General features: G+C 64.3%; 13 protein-coding genes. 9 read left to right on the top strand and 4 right to left on the bottom strand.

All coding sequences use genetic code 11. The features are described from left to right. The first annotated feature begins 181 nt into the window (after nucleotides 1-181). The 8 genes from J7302_RS09065 to J7302_RS09030 all read left to right on the top strand — a co-directional run bounded on the left by J7302_RS09065 (nucleotide 182) and on the right by J7302_RS09030 (nucleotide 11,506). Nucleotides 182-1,345, top strand: coding sequence for a type III PLP-dependent enzyme (locus J7302_RS09065; protein ID WP_215372923.1), 1,164 nt, complete (start codon nucleotides 182-184; stop codon nucleotides 1,343-1,345). A gap of 425 nt (nucleotides 1,346-1,770) precedes the next feature. After that, nucleotides 1,771-2,451: a Fe2+-dependent dioxygenase gene (locus tag J7302_RS09060; protein WP_215372922.1), complete on the top strand. Its 681-nt coding sequence runs from the start codon at nucleotides 1,771-1,773 to the stop codon at nucleotides 2,449-2,451. A gap of 11 nt (nucleotides 2,452-2,462) precedes the next feature. Next, the gene (locus tag J7302_RS09055) at nucleotides 2,463-3,578 is read left to right on the top strand and encodes an alpha-hydroxy acid oxidase (RefSeq protein WP_215372921.1); all 1,116 of its coding nucleotides are present in this window, start codon (nucleotides 2,463-2,465) and stop codon (nucleotides 3,576-3,578) included. Nucleotides 3,579-3,847: 269 nt separating this feature from the next. Next, nucleotides 3,848-6,058, top strand: coding sequence for a TonB-dependent receptor (locus tag J7302_RS09050; protein ID WP_215372920.1), 2,211 nt, complete (start codon nucleotides 3,848-3,850; stop codon nucleotides 6,056-6,058). 204 nt (nucleotides 6,059-6,262) lie between these two features. Further along, a complete protein-coding gene (locus J7302_RS09045) occupies nucleotides 6,263-8,821 on the top strand; it encodes a sulfite reductase flavoprotein subunit alpha (protein WP_251701972.1) in 2,559 nt (852 codons plus the stop codon). Between the two features lie 347 nt (nucleotides 8,822-9,168). Next, nucleotides 9,169-9,915 carry a 5-oxoprolinase subunit PxpA gene (locus tag J7302_RS09040; protein ID WP_215372918.1) on the top strand — a complete coding sequence of 249 codons (747 nt, stop codon included), beginning with the start codon at nucleotides 9,169-9,171 and terminating at the stop codon, nucleotides 9,913-9,915. Continuing rightward, complete coding sequence (pxpB, locus tag J7302_RS09035; RefSeq protein WP_215372917.1) at nucleotides 9,912-10,589, top strand: 5-oxoprolinase subunit PxpB; 678 nt, start codon at nucleotides 9,912-9,914, stop codon at nucleotides 10,587-10,589. The genes J7302_RS09040 and pxpB overlap by 4 nt, the downstream gene beginning before the upstream one ends. After that, nucleotides 10,586-11,506 carry a 5-oxoprolinase subunit C family protein gene (locus tag J7302_RS09030; RefSeq protein ID WP_215372916.1) on the top strand — a complete coding sequence of 307 codons (921 nt, stop codon included), beginning with the start codon at nucleotides 10,586-10,588 and terminating at the stop codon, nucleotides 11,504-11,506. The genes pxpB and J7302_RS09030 overlap by 4 nt, the downstream gene beginning before the upstream one ends. Before the next feature lie 43 nt (nucleotides 11,507-11,549). Here the strand turns inward: J7302_RS09030 and J7302_RS09025 are convergent, their stop codons facing one another. Beyond that, nucleotides 11,550-12,023, bottom strand: a complete 474-nt coding sequence (locus tag J7302_RS09025; RefSeq protein ID WP_215373025.1) for an Lrp/AsnC family transcriptional regulator — start codon at nucleotides 12,021-12,023, stop codon at nucleotides 11,550-11,552. Nucleotides 12,024-12,164: 141 nt separating this feature from the next. On the opposite strand from J7302_RS09025, the gene J7302_RS09020 reads away from it, so the two are divergent. Beyond that, nucleotides 12,165-12,782, top strand: a complete 618-nt coding sequence (locus J7302_RS09020) for a LysE family translocator (RefSeq protein WP_215372915.1) — start codon at nucleotides 12,165-12,167, stop codon at nucleotides 12,780-12,782. 139 nt (nucleotides 12,783-12,921) lie between these two features. Here J7302_RS09020 and J7302_RS09015 read toward each other — a convergent pair whose 3' ends face one another. The 3 genes from J7302_RS09015 to J7302_RS09005 form a co-directional block, all read right to left on the bottom strand. Next, complete coding sequence (locus J7302_RS09015) at nucleotides 12,922-13,893, bottom strand: peptide ABC transporter ATP-binding protein (RefSeq protein WP_215372914.1); 972 nt, start codon at nucleotides 13,891-13,893, stop codon at nucleotides 12,922-12,924. Continuing rightward, the gene (locus J7302_RS09010) at nucleotides 13,890-14,864 is read right to left on the bottom strand and encodes an ABC transporter ATP-binding protein (RefSeq protein WP_215372913.1); all 975 of its coding nucleotides are present in this window, start codon (nucleotides 14,862-14,864) and stop codon (nucleotides 13,890-13,892) included. Before J7302_RS09010 ends, J7302_RS09015 begins: the two co-directional genes overlap by 4 nt. A gap of 142 nt (nucleotides 14,865-15,006) precedes the next feature. After that, nucleotides 15,007-15,915: an ABC transporter permease subunit gene (locus J7302_RS09005; RefSeq protein ID WP_215372912.1), complete on the bottom strand. Its 909-nt coding sequence runs from the start codon at nucleotides 15,913-15,915 to the stop codon at nucleotides 15,007-15,009. Nucleotides 15,916-15,922 lie beyond the last annotated feature (7 nt).

Here is a 15,922-nt window from a genome sequence, read left to right as displayed (position 1 = left end):
GATCCATCCGGCTCAAGTACTGACGACGAGAGGTTGGCAGTCAGAAATGACTGTAAATCCTCGGCGACATGCCTTGGGAAGTAGGCGAACCAAAGTGGGGAAACTGATCAGACGTTCCGGCCAGGTAACCACCGGCCACCCCTGACAACTTTTGTTTGTTTTGCCATATGGAGTCCCTCGCATGTCGATCAAGGTCGAAGACTATTTCTCGCCCCAAACTTTCCAGCGTATGAAGGCGTTTGCCGATAAGCACGAAACCCCGTTCGTGGTGATCGACAAGCAGACCATCGTCGATTCCTACGACCAGCTGGTCAGTTGCTTCCCCTTCGCCAAGATCTATTACGCGGTGAAAGCCAACCCGGCTACCGAGATCACCGAGCTGCTGCGCGACAAGGGCTCCAACTTCGACATCGCCTCCATCTATGAGCTGGACAAGGTGATGAAGACGGGCGTTGGCCCGGAGCGCATCAGCTACGGCAACACCATCAAGAAAGCCCGCGACATTCGCTACTTCTATGAGAAGGGCGTGCGCCTGTTCGCCACCGACTCCGAGGCTGACCTGCGCAACATCGCCAAGGCCGCGCCGGGCTCCAAGGTCTACGTGCGTATCCTCACCGAAGGCTCCACTTCGGCTGACTGGCCGCTGTCGCGCAAGTTCGGCTGCAACCCGGACATGGCCCTGGACCTGCTGATCCTCGCCAAGCAACTGGGCCTGGTGCCTTACGGCGTGTCCTTCCACGTTGGCTCGCAGCAGCGCGATATTGACGTTTGGGACGCCGCCATTGCCAAGGTCAAGGTGATCTTCGAGCGCCTGAAGGAAGAAGACGGCATCACCCTGCAGATGATCAACATGGGCGGTGGCTTCCCGGCCAACTACATCCAGCGCACCAACAGCCTGGAAACCTATGCCGAAGAGATCATCCGCTTCCTGAAGGAAGACTTCGGTGACGAGCTGCCGGAAATCATCCTCGAGCCGGGCCGCTCGCTGATCGCCAACGCCGGTATCCTGGTCAGCGAAGTGGTGCTGGTGGCGCGCAAGTCGCGTACTGCGGTTGAGCGCTGGATCTATACCGACGTGGGCAAGTTCTCCGGCCTGATCGAAACCATGGACGAGTCCATCAAGTTCCCGATCTGGGTCGAGAAGAAGGGCGAAGTAGAAGAAGTGGTGATCGCCGGCCCGACCTGCGACAGCGCCGACATCATGTATGAGAACTACAAGTACGGCCTGCCGCTGAACCTGGCCGCCGAAGATCGCCTCTACTGGCTGTCGACCGGCGCCTACACCACCAGCTACAGCGCGGTGGAATTCAACGGCTTCCCGCCGCTGAAGGCCTACTACCTGTAAGTTGCCCCGGTGCAAACGAGCCCGCCTAGATGGCGGGCTTTGTTTTTGGCGGGTTGAGGTGTGGCGGCTTCTACTTCCTTTCCTTTTGGGGGCAGGAGTGAGGGGCGCCTGGTCTTTGCTCGTGGAAAAGACCTGTTCGCGAGCAAGAACTCGGCGTCCCCCTCGCTCCTACCGGGGCAGCGGTGTCTCGGCTGGCGGTCGTGTTGCGCTTTTGTAGGAGCCAGCTTGCTGGCGAAGGCGTGGCTGATGTTTGCGAGCAAGCTCGCCCCTGCAGTCTTGGTCGTACTGGCGCGTGCGGCACTTCGCCTCAGGTTTCTCGACGCGGCTCCTCCAAGTAAGATGCGCAGCAATTCTATTTGCAAACGCTTATCAGCCAGGGCGCCCGCAGGGTGATCCTGGCCCCGGCTCGATGGAGGGCGATCCCCGTGATGCTGCAGATTCCCGATGTGCTCACCGCCGATCAGGTCCGCAAATGCCGCGAGGCCCTGGACGAGGCCAACTGGCAGGACGGCCGGGTTACCGCTGGGCATATGGCCGTGCGCGCGAAGGACAACCAGCAACTGGCCCAGGACGATCCACTGGCCATCGAGATCGGTGACTTCATCGTCGAGCGCCTTGGCAGCAACCCACAGTTCATGGCCGCAGCCTTGCCGCTGAAGGTGCTGCCGCCGCGCTTCAACCGCTATACCGGCGGCGGCACTTATGGCAATCACATCGACAACGCCATTTTCAGTGTGCCGGGCACTCCGCACAGGGTGCGCAGCGACCTGTCCGCCACGTTGTTCTTCAGTGACCCGGACGAGTACGAGGGCGGCGAACTGGTGGTCGAAGACACCTACGGCAGCCACAGCGTCAAGCTGCCGGCCGGCCACTTGGTGCTCTATCCCGGCAGTAGCCTGCATCGGGTCAACCCGGTGACCCGTGGCGCGCGCCTCGCTTCGTTCATGTGGATCCAGAGCCTGGTCCGCGAGGACAGCCAGCGCGCCATGCTGCTGGACCTGGACACCGCCATCCAGCAACTGACCCGCGAAACACCGGCAAGCGAAGCCCTGGTACGCCTCAGTGGCGTCTACCACAACCTGCTGCGGCAATGGTCGAATACCTGAGGGTGCCCACGATGACTCCCTTGCCAAAGCTTGTGCAGATTCCTTCCGAGATTGCGGCCGTCGCCGACTATGAGTCTTTCGCCCGCGAGCGAATGACCGCTCAGGCCTGGGCCTACCTGGCAGGTGGTGCCGCGGACGAACTGACCCTGCGCGACAACCGGGCCGCCTTCGAGTGCCTGCGCCTGCAGAGTCGTGTCCTGGAGGACCTCACGGACGGCCATACGCGGTTGCAGCTCTGCGGGCTGGACCTCGACTATCCCATCCTCCTGGCGCCCGTGGCGTTCCAGAAGCTCGCGCATCCTGACGGCGAGTTGGCCAGCGTGCTGGGTGCCTCGGCCATGAAAGCCGGAATGGTCGTCAGCACCCAGGCCAGCGTGTCTCTGGAGGCTATCGCCCAGGCCGCGCAGACGCCGCTCTGGTTCCAGCTTTACATCCAGCCAGATCGCGACTTCACGCTGGATTTGGTGCGGCGCGTCGAAGCTGCCGGTTACAAGGCGCTGGTGGTCACCGTGGATGCGCCGGTCAACGGCATGCGTAACCGCGAACAGCGCGCCGGCTTCGTCCTCCCCGAGGGTGTGGAGGCGGTTAACCTTCGCGGCATGCGCAGCCTACCGCCCAGCGTGGCGCAGCCCGGCGCGAGCCCGCTTTTCGGCAGCCCATTGCTGGCGCATGCGCCAACCTGGACGGATCTGGAGTGGCTGCAGTCCCTGACCCGCCTGCCGGTGCTGGTCAAAGGTGTGATGGCTCCAGCGGATGCGATGCGCGCGGTGGAGCAGGGCATTGCCGGGGTGATCGTCTCCAACCATGGCGGACGAACCCTGGACGGCCTTCCCGCCACACTCGACGTGCTGCCTTCTGTAGTTCGGGCGGTAGGGGGCAAGCTTCCCGTGCTGCTCGATGGCGGTATCCAGCGGGGCACCGACATCTTCAAGGCGTTGGCACTGGGCGCCAGCGCCGTGCTGGTCGGGAGGCCGTACGTCCATGGGCTGGCGACAGCGGGCGCCGTGGGTGTTGCCCACGTCCTGCATTTGCTGCGTGCTGAGCTTGAAGTGGCTATGGCGCTGACCGGCTGCCCCGCCTTGGACGCGATCGATGCCTCGCGTCTCTGGCGGCCTGCAGGCCAGTGATTACCGAGCTTGGTTTTTGTCGTTCTATTTGTGACTGATCGGTCACCTGTTTCAAGCCGATCTTTTCTTTCTCCGCATCGGCAGGCTCGCCATGAGAGAGGCGGCTCAAGCATGCGCTTTCTGTCGCTTTTCTTGCGGATTTTCGTTTCTTTACGAAAACAAGAAGCTCCGCATCGAATGTAAAGAAAGTGTAAAGATCAAATAAAAATGTTTACTGATAAACATTCGCAAATAGAATCGCGCCTCAAATTCACTGGGGAGTGATTCTTATGACCATTAAGACCAAATCTGCCAAACAGCCACAGCGTGCCCTGCTGGCCAGCGCCATTGGCCTGGCCATCGCCTCTTCTACCAGCTTTGCACTGGCTGCCGAACAGAACCAGGCCCTTCAGCTCGATAGCGTCAAGGTCGATGGCAAGGCGGAGAAGACTTACAAGGTCGAGCAATCCTCCTCCGCCAAATACACGGCGCCGCTGCTGGATACCCCGCAGACCATTACGGTAGTGCCCAAGGAAGTCATCCAGGAGCAACAGGCGCTGAGTCTGCGCCAGGTGCTGTCCAACGTCTCCGGCATCACCTTCAACGCCGGCGAGGGCGGTGGCGGCTCTGGCGACAGCATCAACATCCGCGGCTTCTCCGCCAACAGCAACATCCAGATCGATGGCCTGCGCGACAGCGCCCAGACCAGCCGCACCGACACCTTCAACATCGAGCAGGTGGAAGTGATCAAGGGGCCGAACTCCGTATTCGGCGGTGCCGGCACTACCGGCGGCAGTATCAACATCATCAGCAAGCAGCCGCAGGACAACGCTTTCACCCAGCTCGGGGGTGGCCTGGGGACGGACAACTACCATCGCCTGACCCTGGACACCAATCAGCCGCTGGAAGGGGTCGGCACCGACAGCTCTTTCCGCCTGAACCTGATGGCCCATGAGAATGACGTGCCCGGTCGCGATGAGATCGACCGCGAGCGCTGGGGCATCGCGCCTTCCCTGCGCCTGGGCTTCAGCGACTCCACCCGCCTGACCCTCAGCGCCTTCCACCAGACCGACGACAATCTGCCGGACTACGGCGTGCCCGCCCTGGACGGCAAGAAGCTGTCGGGTGTGGACCGAGAGGACTACTACGGCTGGAAGAACCTGGACAAGGAAGAGATCGAGCAGAACGCCCTGACGGCCAACCTCGAGCACGACTTCAACGACAATCTGCGGCTGCAGAACCTGACTCGCTACAGCCGCATCGACCGTGACACTGTAGTTTCCGCCTCCCATGTGAACCTCACCGGCGTGCCGGCGGGCCGCTATCGTCCGGCCGGTCCCCAGGCCTATGGTCGTGACATCACCACCGAGATGTGGATCAACCAGACCAACCTGCGGGTCAGTTTCGACACGGCTGGACTGGGCCACGAGCTGGTGACCGGCGTTGAGATTTCCCGCGAGGACTTTGACCTCCAGACTTATAACCACGGCCTGGGCACGGGTGCCGCAGGCTATCCAGCTAACGGCTATGACCTCTACAACCCGCCGGGTTACTGGACCGGCCCGGCTATCAAGACCACCACCGGCTACACCGAGAACCAGCTGGATAACAAGGCGATGTACGTCTTCGACACCATCGCCCTGAACGAGAAGTGGGACCTGAACCTGGGCCTGCGCTACGACTGGTTCGACGCAGTAAGCGACACCTACTCGGCAACCCACGTGAAGACCGGCGATTTTTCCTCCAAGGATGAAGAGCTGAGCAGCCGCGCGGGCCTGGTCTACAAGCCGACGGACAATGGCCGCATCTATCTGGCCTGGGGCACCTCCTTCAACCCGTCTGCTGAAAGCGCGGCGAGCAGCGGTGGTGGCCTGAACGCCGGCACCCAGAGCCTGGACCCGGAGAAGAACGAGACCTGGGAGCTGGGCACCAAGTGGGAGTTCCTGGATGGCAGCCTGATGCTGGATGGCGCGTTGTTCCGCGTGGAGAAGACAGATGCCCGCGAGCAACTGGCTGACGGCAGTTACATCCTGGCCGGCGAGCAGCGCGTGCAGGGTGTCGAACTGGGCGCCACCGGCAAGATCACCGACCGCTGGAATGTCTTCGCCAACTACACCTTCCTCGACAGCGAGACGATCAAGTCCGAGGTGGATCCCGCACGAGAAGGCCAGGCCCTGGGCAACACGCCGCCGCACTCCTTCAACCTGTGGAGCACCTACGAGCTGCCCGAAGGCTGGACTCTGGGCTACGGTGCGCGCTACGTCAGCGAGCGCAACGTCAGTTCCAGCACCAGGGCCAAGCTGGATGACTACTGGGTCCACAACGCCATGGTCGGCTACAAGGTCAACGAGAACCTGGACCTGCAGCTGAACGTCAACAACCTGTTCGACGAGGACTATGTCGAGCGCGTGCGCCAGAGCATCGGCACAAACGCCCGCACCTCGGCCATCGAATACGGTGATGCCCGTTCGGCGATCCTTTCCGCTACCTATTCGTTCTAATGAACGACCGGAGGGCCCTGCTGGTATGCAGGGCCCGCCGGTTCGGTCCGATGATGGGAGCAGGCTGTAAATAATGGGTAAACCTTCCGAAACATCATTTAATGCATCCCGTTCTCAAATAGAATCTCGTCGCGGTCAGGCATGGGGCCGACCCTGAATGCGATTTCGCGCACCGCCAGGCGCGCACCCGAGGTAATCCACGTGTTGAAGAAAACCCTGTTCCAGCTGCACTGGTTGTTCGGCATCAGTGCCGGGCTGGTGCTGGCTTTGATGGGCGTGACGGGAGCGGCCTACAGCTTCCAGGACGAGATTCTCCGCCTGCTCAACCCAGCGACCTTGCAGGTCGAAGTTCGTGACAGCGGCGTTCTGCCGCCTGCAGAACTGGTGCAGAAGATCGAGGCAGCCGAAGGCAAGAAGGTCGCCGGACTCTGGGTCGAGACCCACAGCGACAACGCCGCGCGGGTATTCTTCGCGCCGCCGCCCGGCGAGCGTCGTGGGCCGATGCGTTACTTCGATCCATATACCGGCGAACTGCTGGGCCAACCCGCCGGCCAGCAATTCTTTGGCCTGATGCTGCAACTGCACCGTTTCCTCGCCATGGGCGAGTTCGGCAAGCAGATCACCGCTGCGTGCACGCTGATCCTGATTTTCTTCTGCCTCTCCGGCCTGTATCTGCGCTGGCCGCGCAAGGCCGGCAGCTGGCGTGCCTGGCTGACCCTCGACTGGTCGCGCAAGGGCCGCAGCTTCAACTGGGACCTGCATGCCGTGGCCGGCACCTGGTGCTTGCTGTTTTATCTCATGGCGGCACTGACCGGCCTGTTCTGGTCCTACGACTGGTACCGCGAAGGGCTCAATCGGCTGCTTTCGGATGCGCCTGCCGGGCAGCAAGGCAAACCGGGCGAGCGCCGAGGTGAAGGCCGTGGCCGCCCCGCCATGCAGGCGCCCTCCGGCCCGCCGCTGGTGGTGGACTATGACGCCGTGTGGAACAGCATCCGCCGCAGCGTGGGCGCCGACATGGCAGCCTACAACCTGCGCCTGCCGCCCGTCGGCGGTCAGCCGGCCACAGTCTTCTACCTCGAAAGGGGCGCAGCGCACCCGCGCGCCTTCAACCAGATCACCCTCGATCCGGCCAACGGCGAGATCAAGCGCCACGAGCGCTACGCTGACAAGAGCTTCAAGGCGCAGCTGCTGACCAGCGTCTATGCCCTGCATGTGGGTGAATACTTCGGCCTGACCGGGCGCATCCTGATGATGCTGGCGAGCCTCGCCATGCCGCTGTTCTTCATCACCGGCTGGTTGCTCTACCTCGATCGCCGTCGCAAGAAGCGCGCAGTCCGCGACGCCCGTGGCGAATTGGCAAGCAGTGCGGACCAGGACGCCTGGTTGATCGGATTCGCCAGCCAGAGCGGCTTTGCCGAACAACTGGCCTGGCAAAGTGCCGGTCAGTTACAGGCTGCGGGCTTGCCGGTGCGCGTAGAGCCGCTCGCCACGCTGGACGGTAGCGCCTTGGCGCAGGCGCGTAATGCGCTGTTCGTGGTCAGCACCTTCGGTGACGGTGAAGCCCCGGACAACGCACGAGGCTTCGAGCGCAAGGTGCTGGGCCAGGCTTCCCAACTGGCGGGGCTGCGTTTTGCCGTGCTCGCCCTGGGCGATCGGCAGTACGAGCAGTTCTGCGGCTTTGGCCGACGTCTCCAGGCGTGGCTGAAAGGGCAGGGCGCCAGCCAGTTGTTCGAGCCCGTCGAGGTCGATGGGGGCGACGGCGCCGCTTTGCAGAAGTGGCAGGAGCAGCTTGCTGACGTTTCGGGCGGCAGCGTGCTGACGCCCTGGAGCGGCCCGGTGTTCGAAAGTTGGACCCTGGAGCAGCGCGAACACCTCAATCCGGGTAGCCAGGGTGAATCCACCTGGCTGCTGCGCCTGCGCGCCCCGGCTGGCAGCCATATGAGCTGGCAGGCAGGTGACCTGGTGGAGATCCTCCCGCGCCAGGCCGAGCCCCGTATCGCGGCATGGCTGCAACAGCATCACCTGGACGGCGACGCTCAGGTCGAGCTGGATGGTGTGCGCCAACCGGTGCGTCAGGCCCTGGCTGGGCGCCTGCTGCCGAACTCCTTCGAGCATCTGGTGGGCCTGCATCCGCAAGCCTTGGTGCAGGCGCTGATTGGCCTCTCCGTGCGGCAGTATTCCATTGCATCGCTGGCCAGCGATGGCGTGCTGGAACTGATCGTACGTCAGGAGGAGCACGCCGATGGCAGCCTGGGCATCGCTTCCGGCTGGCTGACCCACTACTTGCCGGAGGGCGCTGCCGTGCCGCTGCGCCTGCGCCGTAACAGTCGCTTCCATCTGATCGACGAAGAACGCCCGCTGATCTTCATCGGCAACGGGACCGGCCTGGCCGGCCTGCGCAGCTTGCTGAAAGCGAGCATCGCCGCCGGGTGCCAGCGCAACTGGCTGCTGTTTGGCGAGCGCAACCAGGCCCATGACTTCTACTGCCGCGATGAACTGCAAGGCTGGCTCACCAGCGGCGACCTGCAGCGTCTCGACCTGGCCTTCTCCCGCGACCAGATGCACAAGGTCTACGTGCAGGACCGTCTGCGCGAGGCGGCTGGCGAATTGCGTGGGTGGTTGGCAGACGGCGCGGTGATCTACGTCTGCGGCAGCTTGCAAGGCATGGCTGAAGGCGTTGACCGGGCCTTGCGTGACATCCTCGGCGACGAGGGACTTCAGCAGCTCGCTGATGAAGGACGCTATCGCCGCGACGTGTATTGACGGGCGTTGCGCCGAAACGAGTGATCCCGCTCCTGGGGAACGTTCGCCCCGCCGAGTGCGGGGCTTTTTTTGTGCCTGAGTCAGGTTGCCCTCATCCCCGCTCATCCCTTGCAGGAGCGAGCTTGCTCGCGAATATTCCCGCCTTCGCCAGCAAGCTGGCTCCTACGAAACAGTCACCCCTCCCCCTCTGGGAGAGGGGCCGGGGGAGAGGGATATTGAGCACCGTGCGGACTTGTGTGGGCAGACCTGCGGTCCGCTTTCGCGAATGAATTCGCCCCTACATGATGAGGGCGCCTCCTGCACGCTTTTCTCCGTTGGTGCCCGGTTTTTTAGCCATAATCCCCTCCATGAACAGACGAATCCTGCTGAACTGCGACATGGGTGAAAGCTTCGGCGCCTGGAAGATGGGCGACGACGAGCACGCCATGCCGCTGGTGGACCAGGCCAACCTGGCCTGTGGTTTCCACGCCTCCGACCCCCTGACCATGCAGCGCACGGTGGAGCTTGCCATCCGTCACGACGTGCGCATCGGGGCGCATCCGGCCTACCCGGACCTGGCCGGGTTCGGTCGCCGCCATATGGCCTGCATGCCTGAGGAGGTTCGCGCCCAGGTGCTCTATCAGATCGGCGCGCTGGAAGCCTTCTGCCGCGCGGTTGGCACCCAGGTGGCCTACGTCAAACCCCATGGCGCGCTCTACAACGACCTGGTGCGCGATGACGCCCTGCTGGCTGCCGTGCTCGATGCCTGCGCGAGCTATCGCAAGGGCCTGCCGCTGATGGTCCTGGCGCTGGCCGACAACAGTCGCGAGCTGCAATTGGCCGATGCCGCGGATGTCCCGCTGATGTTCGAGGCCTTCGCCGACCGCGCCTACCTCTCCGATGGCCAGCTTGCCCCGAGGCGCCTGGCCGGAGCGGTGCACCATGACCCCGAAAGAATTATCGACCAGGCACTGGCCATCGCCACGGGCGAGCCGTTCCCGGATATCGACGGCAAGCCCCTGTGCCTCACCGCCGATAGCCTTTGCGTGCATGGCGACAATCCCGAATCCCTCGCCGTGCTGCGCCGGCTGCGGGGCAAACTGGACGCTCTATGATCCGTCTCGAACCTGCCGGCGCCGAGGCGCTGTTGCTGGTGCTGGCCGATGAACCGGATGCCGGCCTGCCGCTGCGTATCGCCGCCCTGGCGGAGACGCTGCGCCAGCGCTTCGACTATCTGCTGGTCGACCTGGTGCCGGGTTGGACCACTCTGCTGTTGCACTACGACCTGACGCTCACCAACCATCAGGCCCTCGCCGCACACCTGGGGCCCTTGCTCGAGGAGTGGCTGGCGACCCCTGTGCCGGAGTCAGCCGCTCGTCTGCATGAGATTCCCATCTGGTACGGTGGCGAGGACCTGCCCTGGGTCGCTGAGGCCTGTCGGCTTTCGGAGGAGCAGGTGATCGCGATGCATTCGGACGTCGAGTACCAGGTCGGTGCGATAGGTTTCGCACCAGGCTTCGCTTATCTCGGCGGGCTGGATGCACGTCTGGCCCTGCCGCGCCGCGCCAGCCCGCGTATCCGCGTACCGGCCGGCAGCCTGGCCATCGCCGAACGACAGACGGCCATTTATCCACAGGCCTCTCCCGGTGGCTGGCATCTACTCGGTCGCTGCCCCTGGACACTGTTCGACGCCCGTCGCGAACCGCCTTGCCCACTGGCGCTGGGGGATCGGGTTCGCTTTGTCTCGATTGACGAGGCGACTTACCTGGCGGAAGGAGGGGAGCCATGAGCGCCCTGCGGGTAAACAAGCCGGGCCCGCTCAGCCTGCTGCAGGATGGTGGCCGGTTCGGCTGGCAGCACCTCGGCGTGTCGCCTGCCGGCCCGATGGATATCCAGGCGGCGGCCTGGGCGAACAGATTGTTGGGCAACCCTTGGGGTAGCGCAGTGCTGGAAATCGCCCTGGGCGGTGTCGAACTGGTAGTGGAAGAGGACGCCTGGGTGGCGCTGGCGGGTGCGGATATGCCAATCACCGTCGACGACGAGCCACGCCGCAACTGGTCGCGCTTCCATGTGCAGAGCGGGCAGTACCTGCGGATCGGCTTTGCCCGCAGCGGCCAACGTGCCTATCTGGCCATCGATGGCGGTATCCAGGCCGAGGCGGTGCTGGGTAGCGTCGCCTGCCAGTTGCGCGAGGGGCTGGGCGGGCTGGACGGGGAAGGGCGCAAGCTGGCCGAAGGTGATTGCCTGCTGGGCCGGCCGGGAGGAATGATCCGCGGGGCCAGCGTGCCTTGGCCCTGGCTACCCGATTATCAGGCTCCACAGCTCATCAGGGCGGTGATCGGTGGCGACGCAGCGAGTTTTGCCGACGAGCAGGCGCGAGCTTTTTTCGAACAGCCCTGGCAGCTCAGCCCACAGTCCGACCGGATGGGCGCCCGATTGCAGGGCGAGCCGATCGAGGCTCCGCAGCAGCAGTGGTCGCAGGGGGTGGTCAGCGGCGCCATCCAGGTGCCGCCGGATGGCCAGCCTATCGTGCTGATGGCTGACCGTCAGACCATGGGCGGCTACCCGGTCCTCGGCTGGGTTCATCCCCTGGACCTGGGGCGCCTCGCGCAATGCGCGGCGCATCAGGTCATGCGCTTCATCCCGATGAGCCTGGAGGATGCCCAGGCAGAGCTGCGCGAGTTCTATCAGTTCTTCGGCCGCTGATCCCCCCTCTCCCGGAGGGAGAGGGGGCTGTCGATGAAGTGGGTTACTTCGGCAAATGATTCAACGGCAACGGGCCCGGTGCCTTGACGGTCTGGATCGCGAAGTTGCTGCGGATGTCGCTGACACCAGGGAGCTTGAGCAGGGTGCCGGTGAGGAAACGCTCATAAGCCCGCAGGTCTGGCACCACCACTTGCAGCAGGAAGTCCGACTCGCCTGAAACCAGATGCACGGAGATGACTTCTTCCAGGCGGGTCACCGCTTCGCGGAAGGCATCTGCCTCTTCCTGGTGATGCCGCTCCACCTTGATGCCGACGAATACGGTGAGACCCAGGCCGACTTCGTCGCGGTCGAGGCTGGCGTGGTAGCCGCGTATGACTCCTGCTTCTTCCAGCAGACGCACCCGGCGCAGGCAAGGTGAGGCGGAGAGGCCGATCTCGTCGGCCAGCTGCACGTTGCTCAGGCGACCGTCGCGCTGCAGCGCGGAGAGAATCCTGTGATCCAGGGCGTCGAGTTTTATTTTTGGCATAGATGGCCTGTCTGGTTTTTTCTGTTGGCAGGAAATGCCAGAAATCATGGAGCTATCGAGCGAATACGCAAGCACCTGCCTCGGCCTTCGGGCCTAGAATTTTTCCTCCACACACTGTTCTGGAGCGCAAGAATGGCCGGTTTCCTTATCGCCCTGGCGGTGGTCTACCTGCTACCCGGGCCGGACATGATCCTTCTGTTGCAAACCGGTGCCCGCCAGGGCCGCGCGATGGCGCTGGCCACGGCGCTGGGGCTGGCCCTGGCGCGCAGCTGCCACGTGGCGCTGGCAGGGCTTGGCCTGGCGGTGCTGTTCAAGACCGCCCCCTGGACCTTCGACCTGGTGCGGCTGGTCGGTGCGGGCTATCTGCTCTGGCTGGGGCTGCGGTTGCTCCAGGCGGAGACATCGGCCCTGGTGGTGGCGGGCGAGCAACGGCCGTCGCGAGCCTACTGGACGGCGCTGCGTCGGGGCCTGTTGACCAATCTGCTGAATCCCAAGGCGCTGGTGTTCTGTTCGGTGCTGCTGCCGCAGTTCGTCAGCCCCGAGGCCGGGCCACTGGGGCTGCAGTTTGCCCTGCTGGGTATGGTGCTGGTGGCGGTGGGGATGGTGTTCGACGCGGGCTATGCCCTGGCGGGCGCCGGGCTGGGCCGCTGGCTGGGGCGACGGCCGCTGGTGCAGCGGGTGCAGCAGTGGCTGTTCGGCGGAGTGCTGGTGGGATTCGGGGTGCGGTTGGCGCTGTTGCAGGAAATCTGATGGCTGGGGCGCTTTTCATTGTGGGGGCGAATTCATTCGCGAAGCCGGCCAACGGCCTGCCCTACGATGCAAAAGGGGGCCGCTTTGCGGTCCTTGGCGAATTCGCCCCCACAGAAGGGCGGGCCGCCCCGATGCAGTGCTAGCCGTTAATAGTCTCCGCATGGTGGCAGGCCACCTGGCGGGCATCGAGCAGGCGCAGTTCAGGCACTTCCACCCTGCAGCGCTCGGTCGCGTAGGGGCAGCGCTTGTGGAAGGCGCAGCCGGATGGCGGGTCGAGCGGGTTGGGCAGTTCACCGACGATCTTGATCTTCGGCTTCAGCGGATCGGGGTGGATGGTCGGCGTCGCCGACAGCAGTGCCTTGGTGTAGGGGTGCAGCGGGCGGCTGTAGATCAGCTCGTTGGGGCCCATTTCCACCGGGCGGCCGAGGTACATCACCAGTACATCGTTGGCGACGTGGCGTACCACCGCGAGGTTGTGGGAGATGAACACATAGCCGGTGTTGAAGCGCTCCTGCAGGTCCATGAACAAGTTCAGCACCTGGGCCTGGATGGACACGTCGAGGGCCGAGGTCGGCTCGTCCGCCACTAGCACCTTGGGGTTGAGCATCATGGCGCGGGCCAGGGCGATGCGCTGGCGCTGGCCACCGGAGAACATGTGTGGGTAGCGCTGGTAATGCTCGGGGCGCAGGCCCACCTGCTGCATCATCGCTTGCACCTGCTCGCGGCGCTCGGTGCGCGACAGCGGGGTGTTGATCAGCAGCGGCTCAGCGAGCTGGTCGCCGATCTTCTGCCGCGGGTTGAGCGAGGCATAAGGGTTCTGGAACACCATCTGCACGTCGCGGCGCAGTTGCTTGCGGTCTTCCTTGCTGGCGCCGGCCACTTCGCGCCCGGCAATCTGCAGCGAACCGGAGGAGGGCTCCTCAATCAGCGTCAGGGCGCGGGCCAGTGTGGACTTGCCACAGCCCGACTCGCCGACCACGGCGAGGGTCTTGCCGGCTTCCAGTTCGAAGGACACGCCATTCAGGGCGCGCACCAACGCGGTAGGTTTGAACAGGCCACGGGAGATTTCGTAGTGGCGGGTCAGTTCGCGGGCGGTCAATACGGCACTCATCGCGCCACCTCGATCAGGTTCAGGGGGTAGAAGCAGCGCACAGCACCATGGGCGTGGGCGTCCAGGGTCGGCCGCTGGGCGACGCAGTTGGCCTGGCCGTAGGGGCATCGCGGCGAGAGCAGGCAACCGTGGGGCCGGTCGTAGCGACCGGGGACGATGCCGGGCAGGGTGGACAGCCGGCGGGCGCCGAGGCTGTGCTCGGGAATTGCCTTGAGCAGGGCTTCGGTATAGGGGTGCGTCGGGGTGTCGAACAGGCGCGGCACCTCGCCGATCTCGACGGCCTGCCCTGCGTACATCACGCAGACGCGGTCGGCAGTCTCGGCGACCACGGCCAGGTCGTGGGTGATCAGCACCAGGGCCATGCCCTGATCACGCTGCAGGTCCAGCAGCAGGTCCATGATCTGCGCCTGGATGGTCACATCGAGCGCGGTGGTCGGTTCGTCGGCGATCAGCAGCTTGGGTTCGGCGGCGATGGCCATGGCAATGGCCACGCGCTGGCTCATGCCTCCGGAGAGCTGGTGCGGATAGGCGTCGAGGCGGCTGGAGGCCCCCGGGATTTCCACCCGCTCGAGCAGTTCCAGGGCGCGTTGGCGCGCAGCCTTGCCTTTCAGGCCGAGGTGCTGGTGCAGGACTTCTTCGATCTGGAAACCCACGGTGTAGCTGGGATTGAGGGCGGTCATGGGGTCCTGGAAGACCATGGCCAGGTCCTTGCCGACAATGTGCCGACGCTGCCGGCCCTTGAGCTTGAGCATGTCGTGGCCGTCGAAGTGCAGGCTGTCGGCAGTGACGATGCCGGGGGCGTCGATCAGGCCCATCAGCGCCATCATGGTCACGGACTTACCGGACCCGGACTCGCCGACGATGGCCAGGACTTCGCCTTTATCCACAGACAGGTCGAGGCCGTCGACCACGGGTACGGCATTGGCGTCGCCGAAACGCACGCTGAGGTTCTTGATGTCGAGGAGGCTCATACGACGGTCTCCTGGCAATGCGCAAGGTCCGAACGGAGCGCCGTAGGAGCCAGCTTGCTGGCGAAGCGCTTGCGGTCATTCGCGAGCAAGCTCGCTCCCACAGGGGGGCGGCGCGGGGCGGATGTTTTCATGTCGGTCTTCCTCACGCCGCGTTTTTGAGTTTCGGGTCCAGCGCGTCGCGCAGGCCGTCGCCCATCAAGTTGATCGCCAGCACGCTGAGCAGAATGGTCAGGCCGGGCAGCGACACCACCCACCAGGCGCGTTCGATGTAGTCACGCGCAGAGGCGAGCATCGTGCCCCACTCAGGAGTCGGTGGCTGTACGCCGAGGCCGAGGAAGCCCAGGGCGGCGGCGTCGAGGATGGCAGAGGAGAAGCTCAGCGTGGCCTGGACGATCAGCGGCGCCATGCAGTTGGGCAGCACGGTGACGAACATCAGGCGCGGCAGGCCGGCGCCGGCCAGGCGCGAGGCGGTAACGTAGTCGCGGTTCTGCTCGCCCATCACGGCGGCACGGGTCAGGCGCACGTAGCTGGGCAGGGAGACGACTGCGATGGCGATCACGGTGTTGATCAGGCCTGGGCCGAGGATCGCGACGATGGCGACCGCCAGCAGCAGCGAGGGCAGGGCCAGCATGATGTCCATCAGGCGCATGATCGAGGGCCCCAGCAGGCGTGGGAAGAAACCCGCGACCAGGCCCAAGAGGATGCCGGGGATCAGCGACATCACCACCGAGCTCAGGCCGATCAGCAGCGACAGGCGCGCGCCGTGGATCAGGCGCGAGAGCAGGTCGCGACCCAGTTCGTCGGTGCCGAGGATGAACTGGATCTGGCCGCCTTCCAGCCAGGCGGGAGGCGCCAGCAGGAAGTCGCGGAACTGCTCGCTCGGATCATGGGGCGCCACCCAGGGTGCGAACAGCGCACAGAAAACCACGAGGATCATGAACACGAGGCCGCCGACGGCGCCCTTGTTATGGGAAAAGGCCTTCCAGAACTCCTTCAGTGGCGAGGGGTAAAGGATGCTCGGGTCGACCTGGGTCTGCTGCAGATTGGTCACGTCAGGT

The sequence above is a fragment of the Metapseudomonas boanensis genome (genome assembly GCF_018704125.1).
Classification (GTDB): domain Bacteria; phylum Pseudomonadota; class Gammaproteobacteria; order Pseudomonadales; family Pseudomonadaceae; genus Metapseudomonas; species Metapseudomonas boanensis.
The sequence above is the reverse complement of the archived record's forward strand: the minus strand, read 5'-3'. Positions and strand labels throughout refer to the sequence as shown.

Bases quoted from the DNA above. Each gene is read 5' to 3' on its own strand.
- J7302_RS09040 (WP_215372918.1), top strand. From the start codon at position 9,169: ATGAACAGACGAATCCTGCTGAACTGCGACATGGGTGAAAGCTTCGGC.
- J7302_RS09010 (WP_215372913.1), bottom strand. From the start codon at position 14,864: ATGAGCCTCCTCGACATCAAGAACCTCAGCGTGCGTTTCGGCGACGCC.
- J7302_RS09050 (WP_215372920.1), top strand. From the start codon at position 3,848: ATGACCATTAAGACCAAATCTGCCAAACAGCCACAGCGTGCCCTGCTG.
- J7302_RS09055 (WP_215372921.1), top strand. From the start codon at position 2,463: ATGACTCCCTTGCCAAAGCTTGTGCAGATTCCTTCCGAGATTGCGGCC.
- J7302_RS09030 (WP_215372916.1), top strand. From the start codon at position 10,586: ATGAGCGCCCTGCGGGTAAACAAGCCGGGCCCGCTCAGCCTGCTGCAG.
- pxpB (WP_215372917.1), top strand. From the start codon at position 9,912: ATGATCCGTCTCGAACCTGCCGGCGCCGAGGCGCTGTTGCTGGTGCTG.
- J7302_RS09020 (WP_215372915.1), top strand. From the start codon at position 12,165: ATGGCCGGTTTCCTTATCGCCCTGGCGGTGGTCTACCTGCTACCCGGG.
- J7302_RS09065 (WP_215372923.1), top strand. From the start codon at position 182: ATGTCGATCAAGGTCGAAGACTATTTCTCGCCCCAAACTTTCCAGCGT.
- J7302_RS09015 (WP_215372914.1), bottom strand. From the start codon at position 13,893: ATGAGTGCCGTATTGACCGCCCGCGAACTGACCCGCCACTACGAAATC.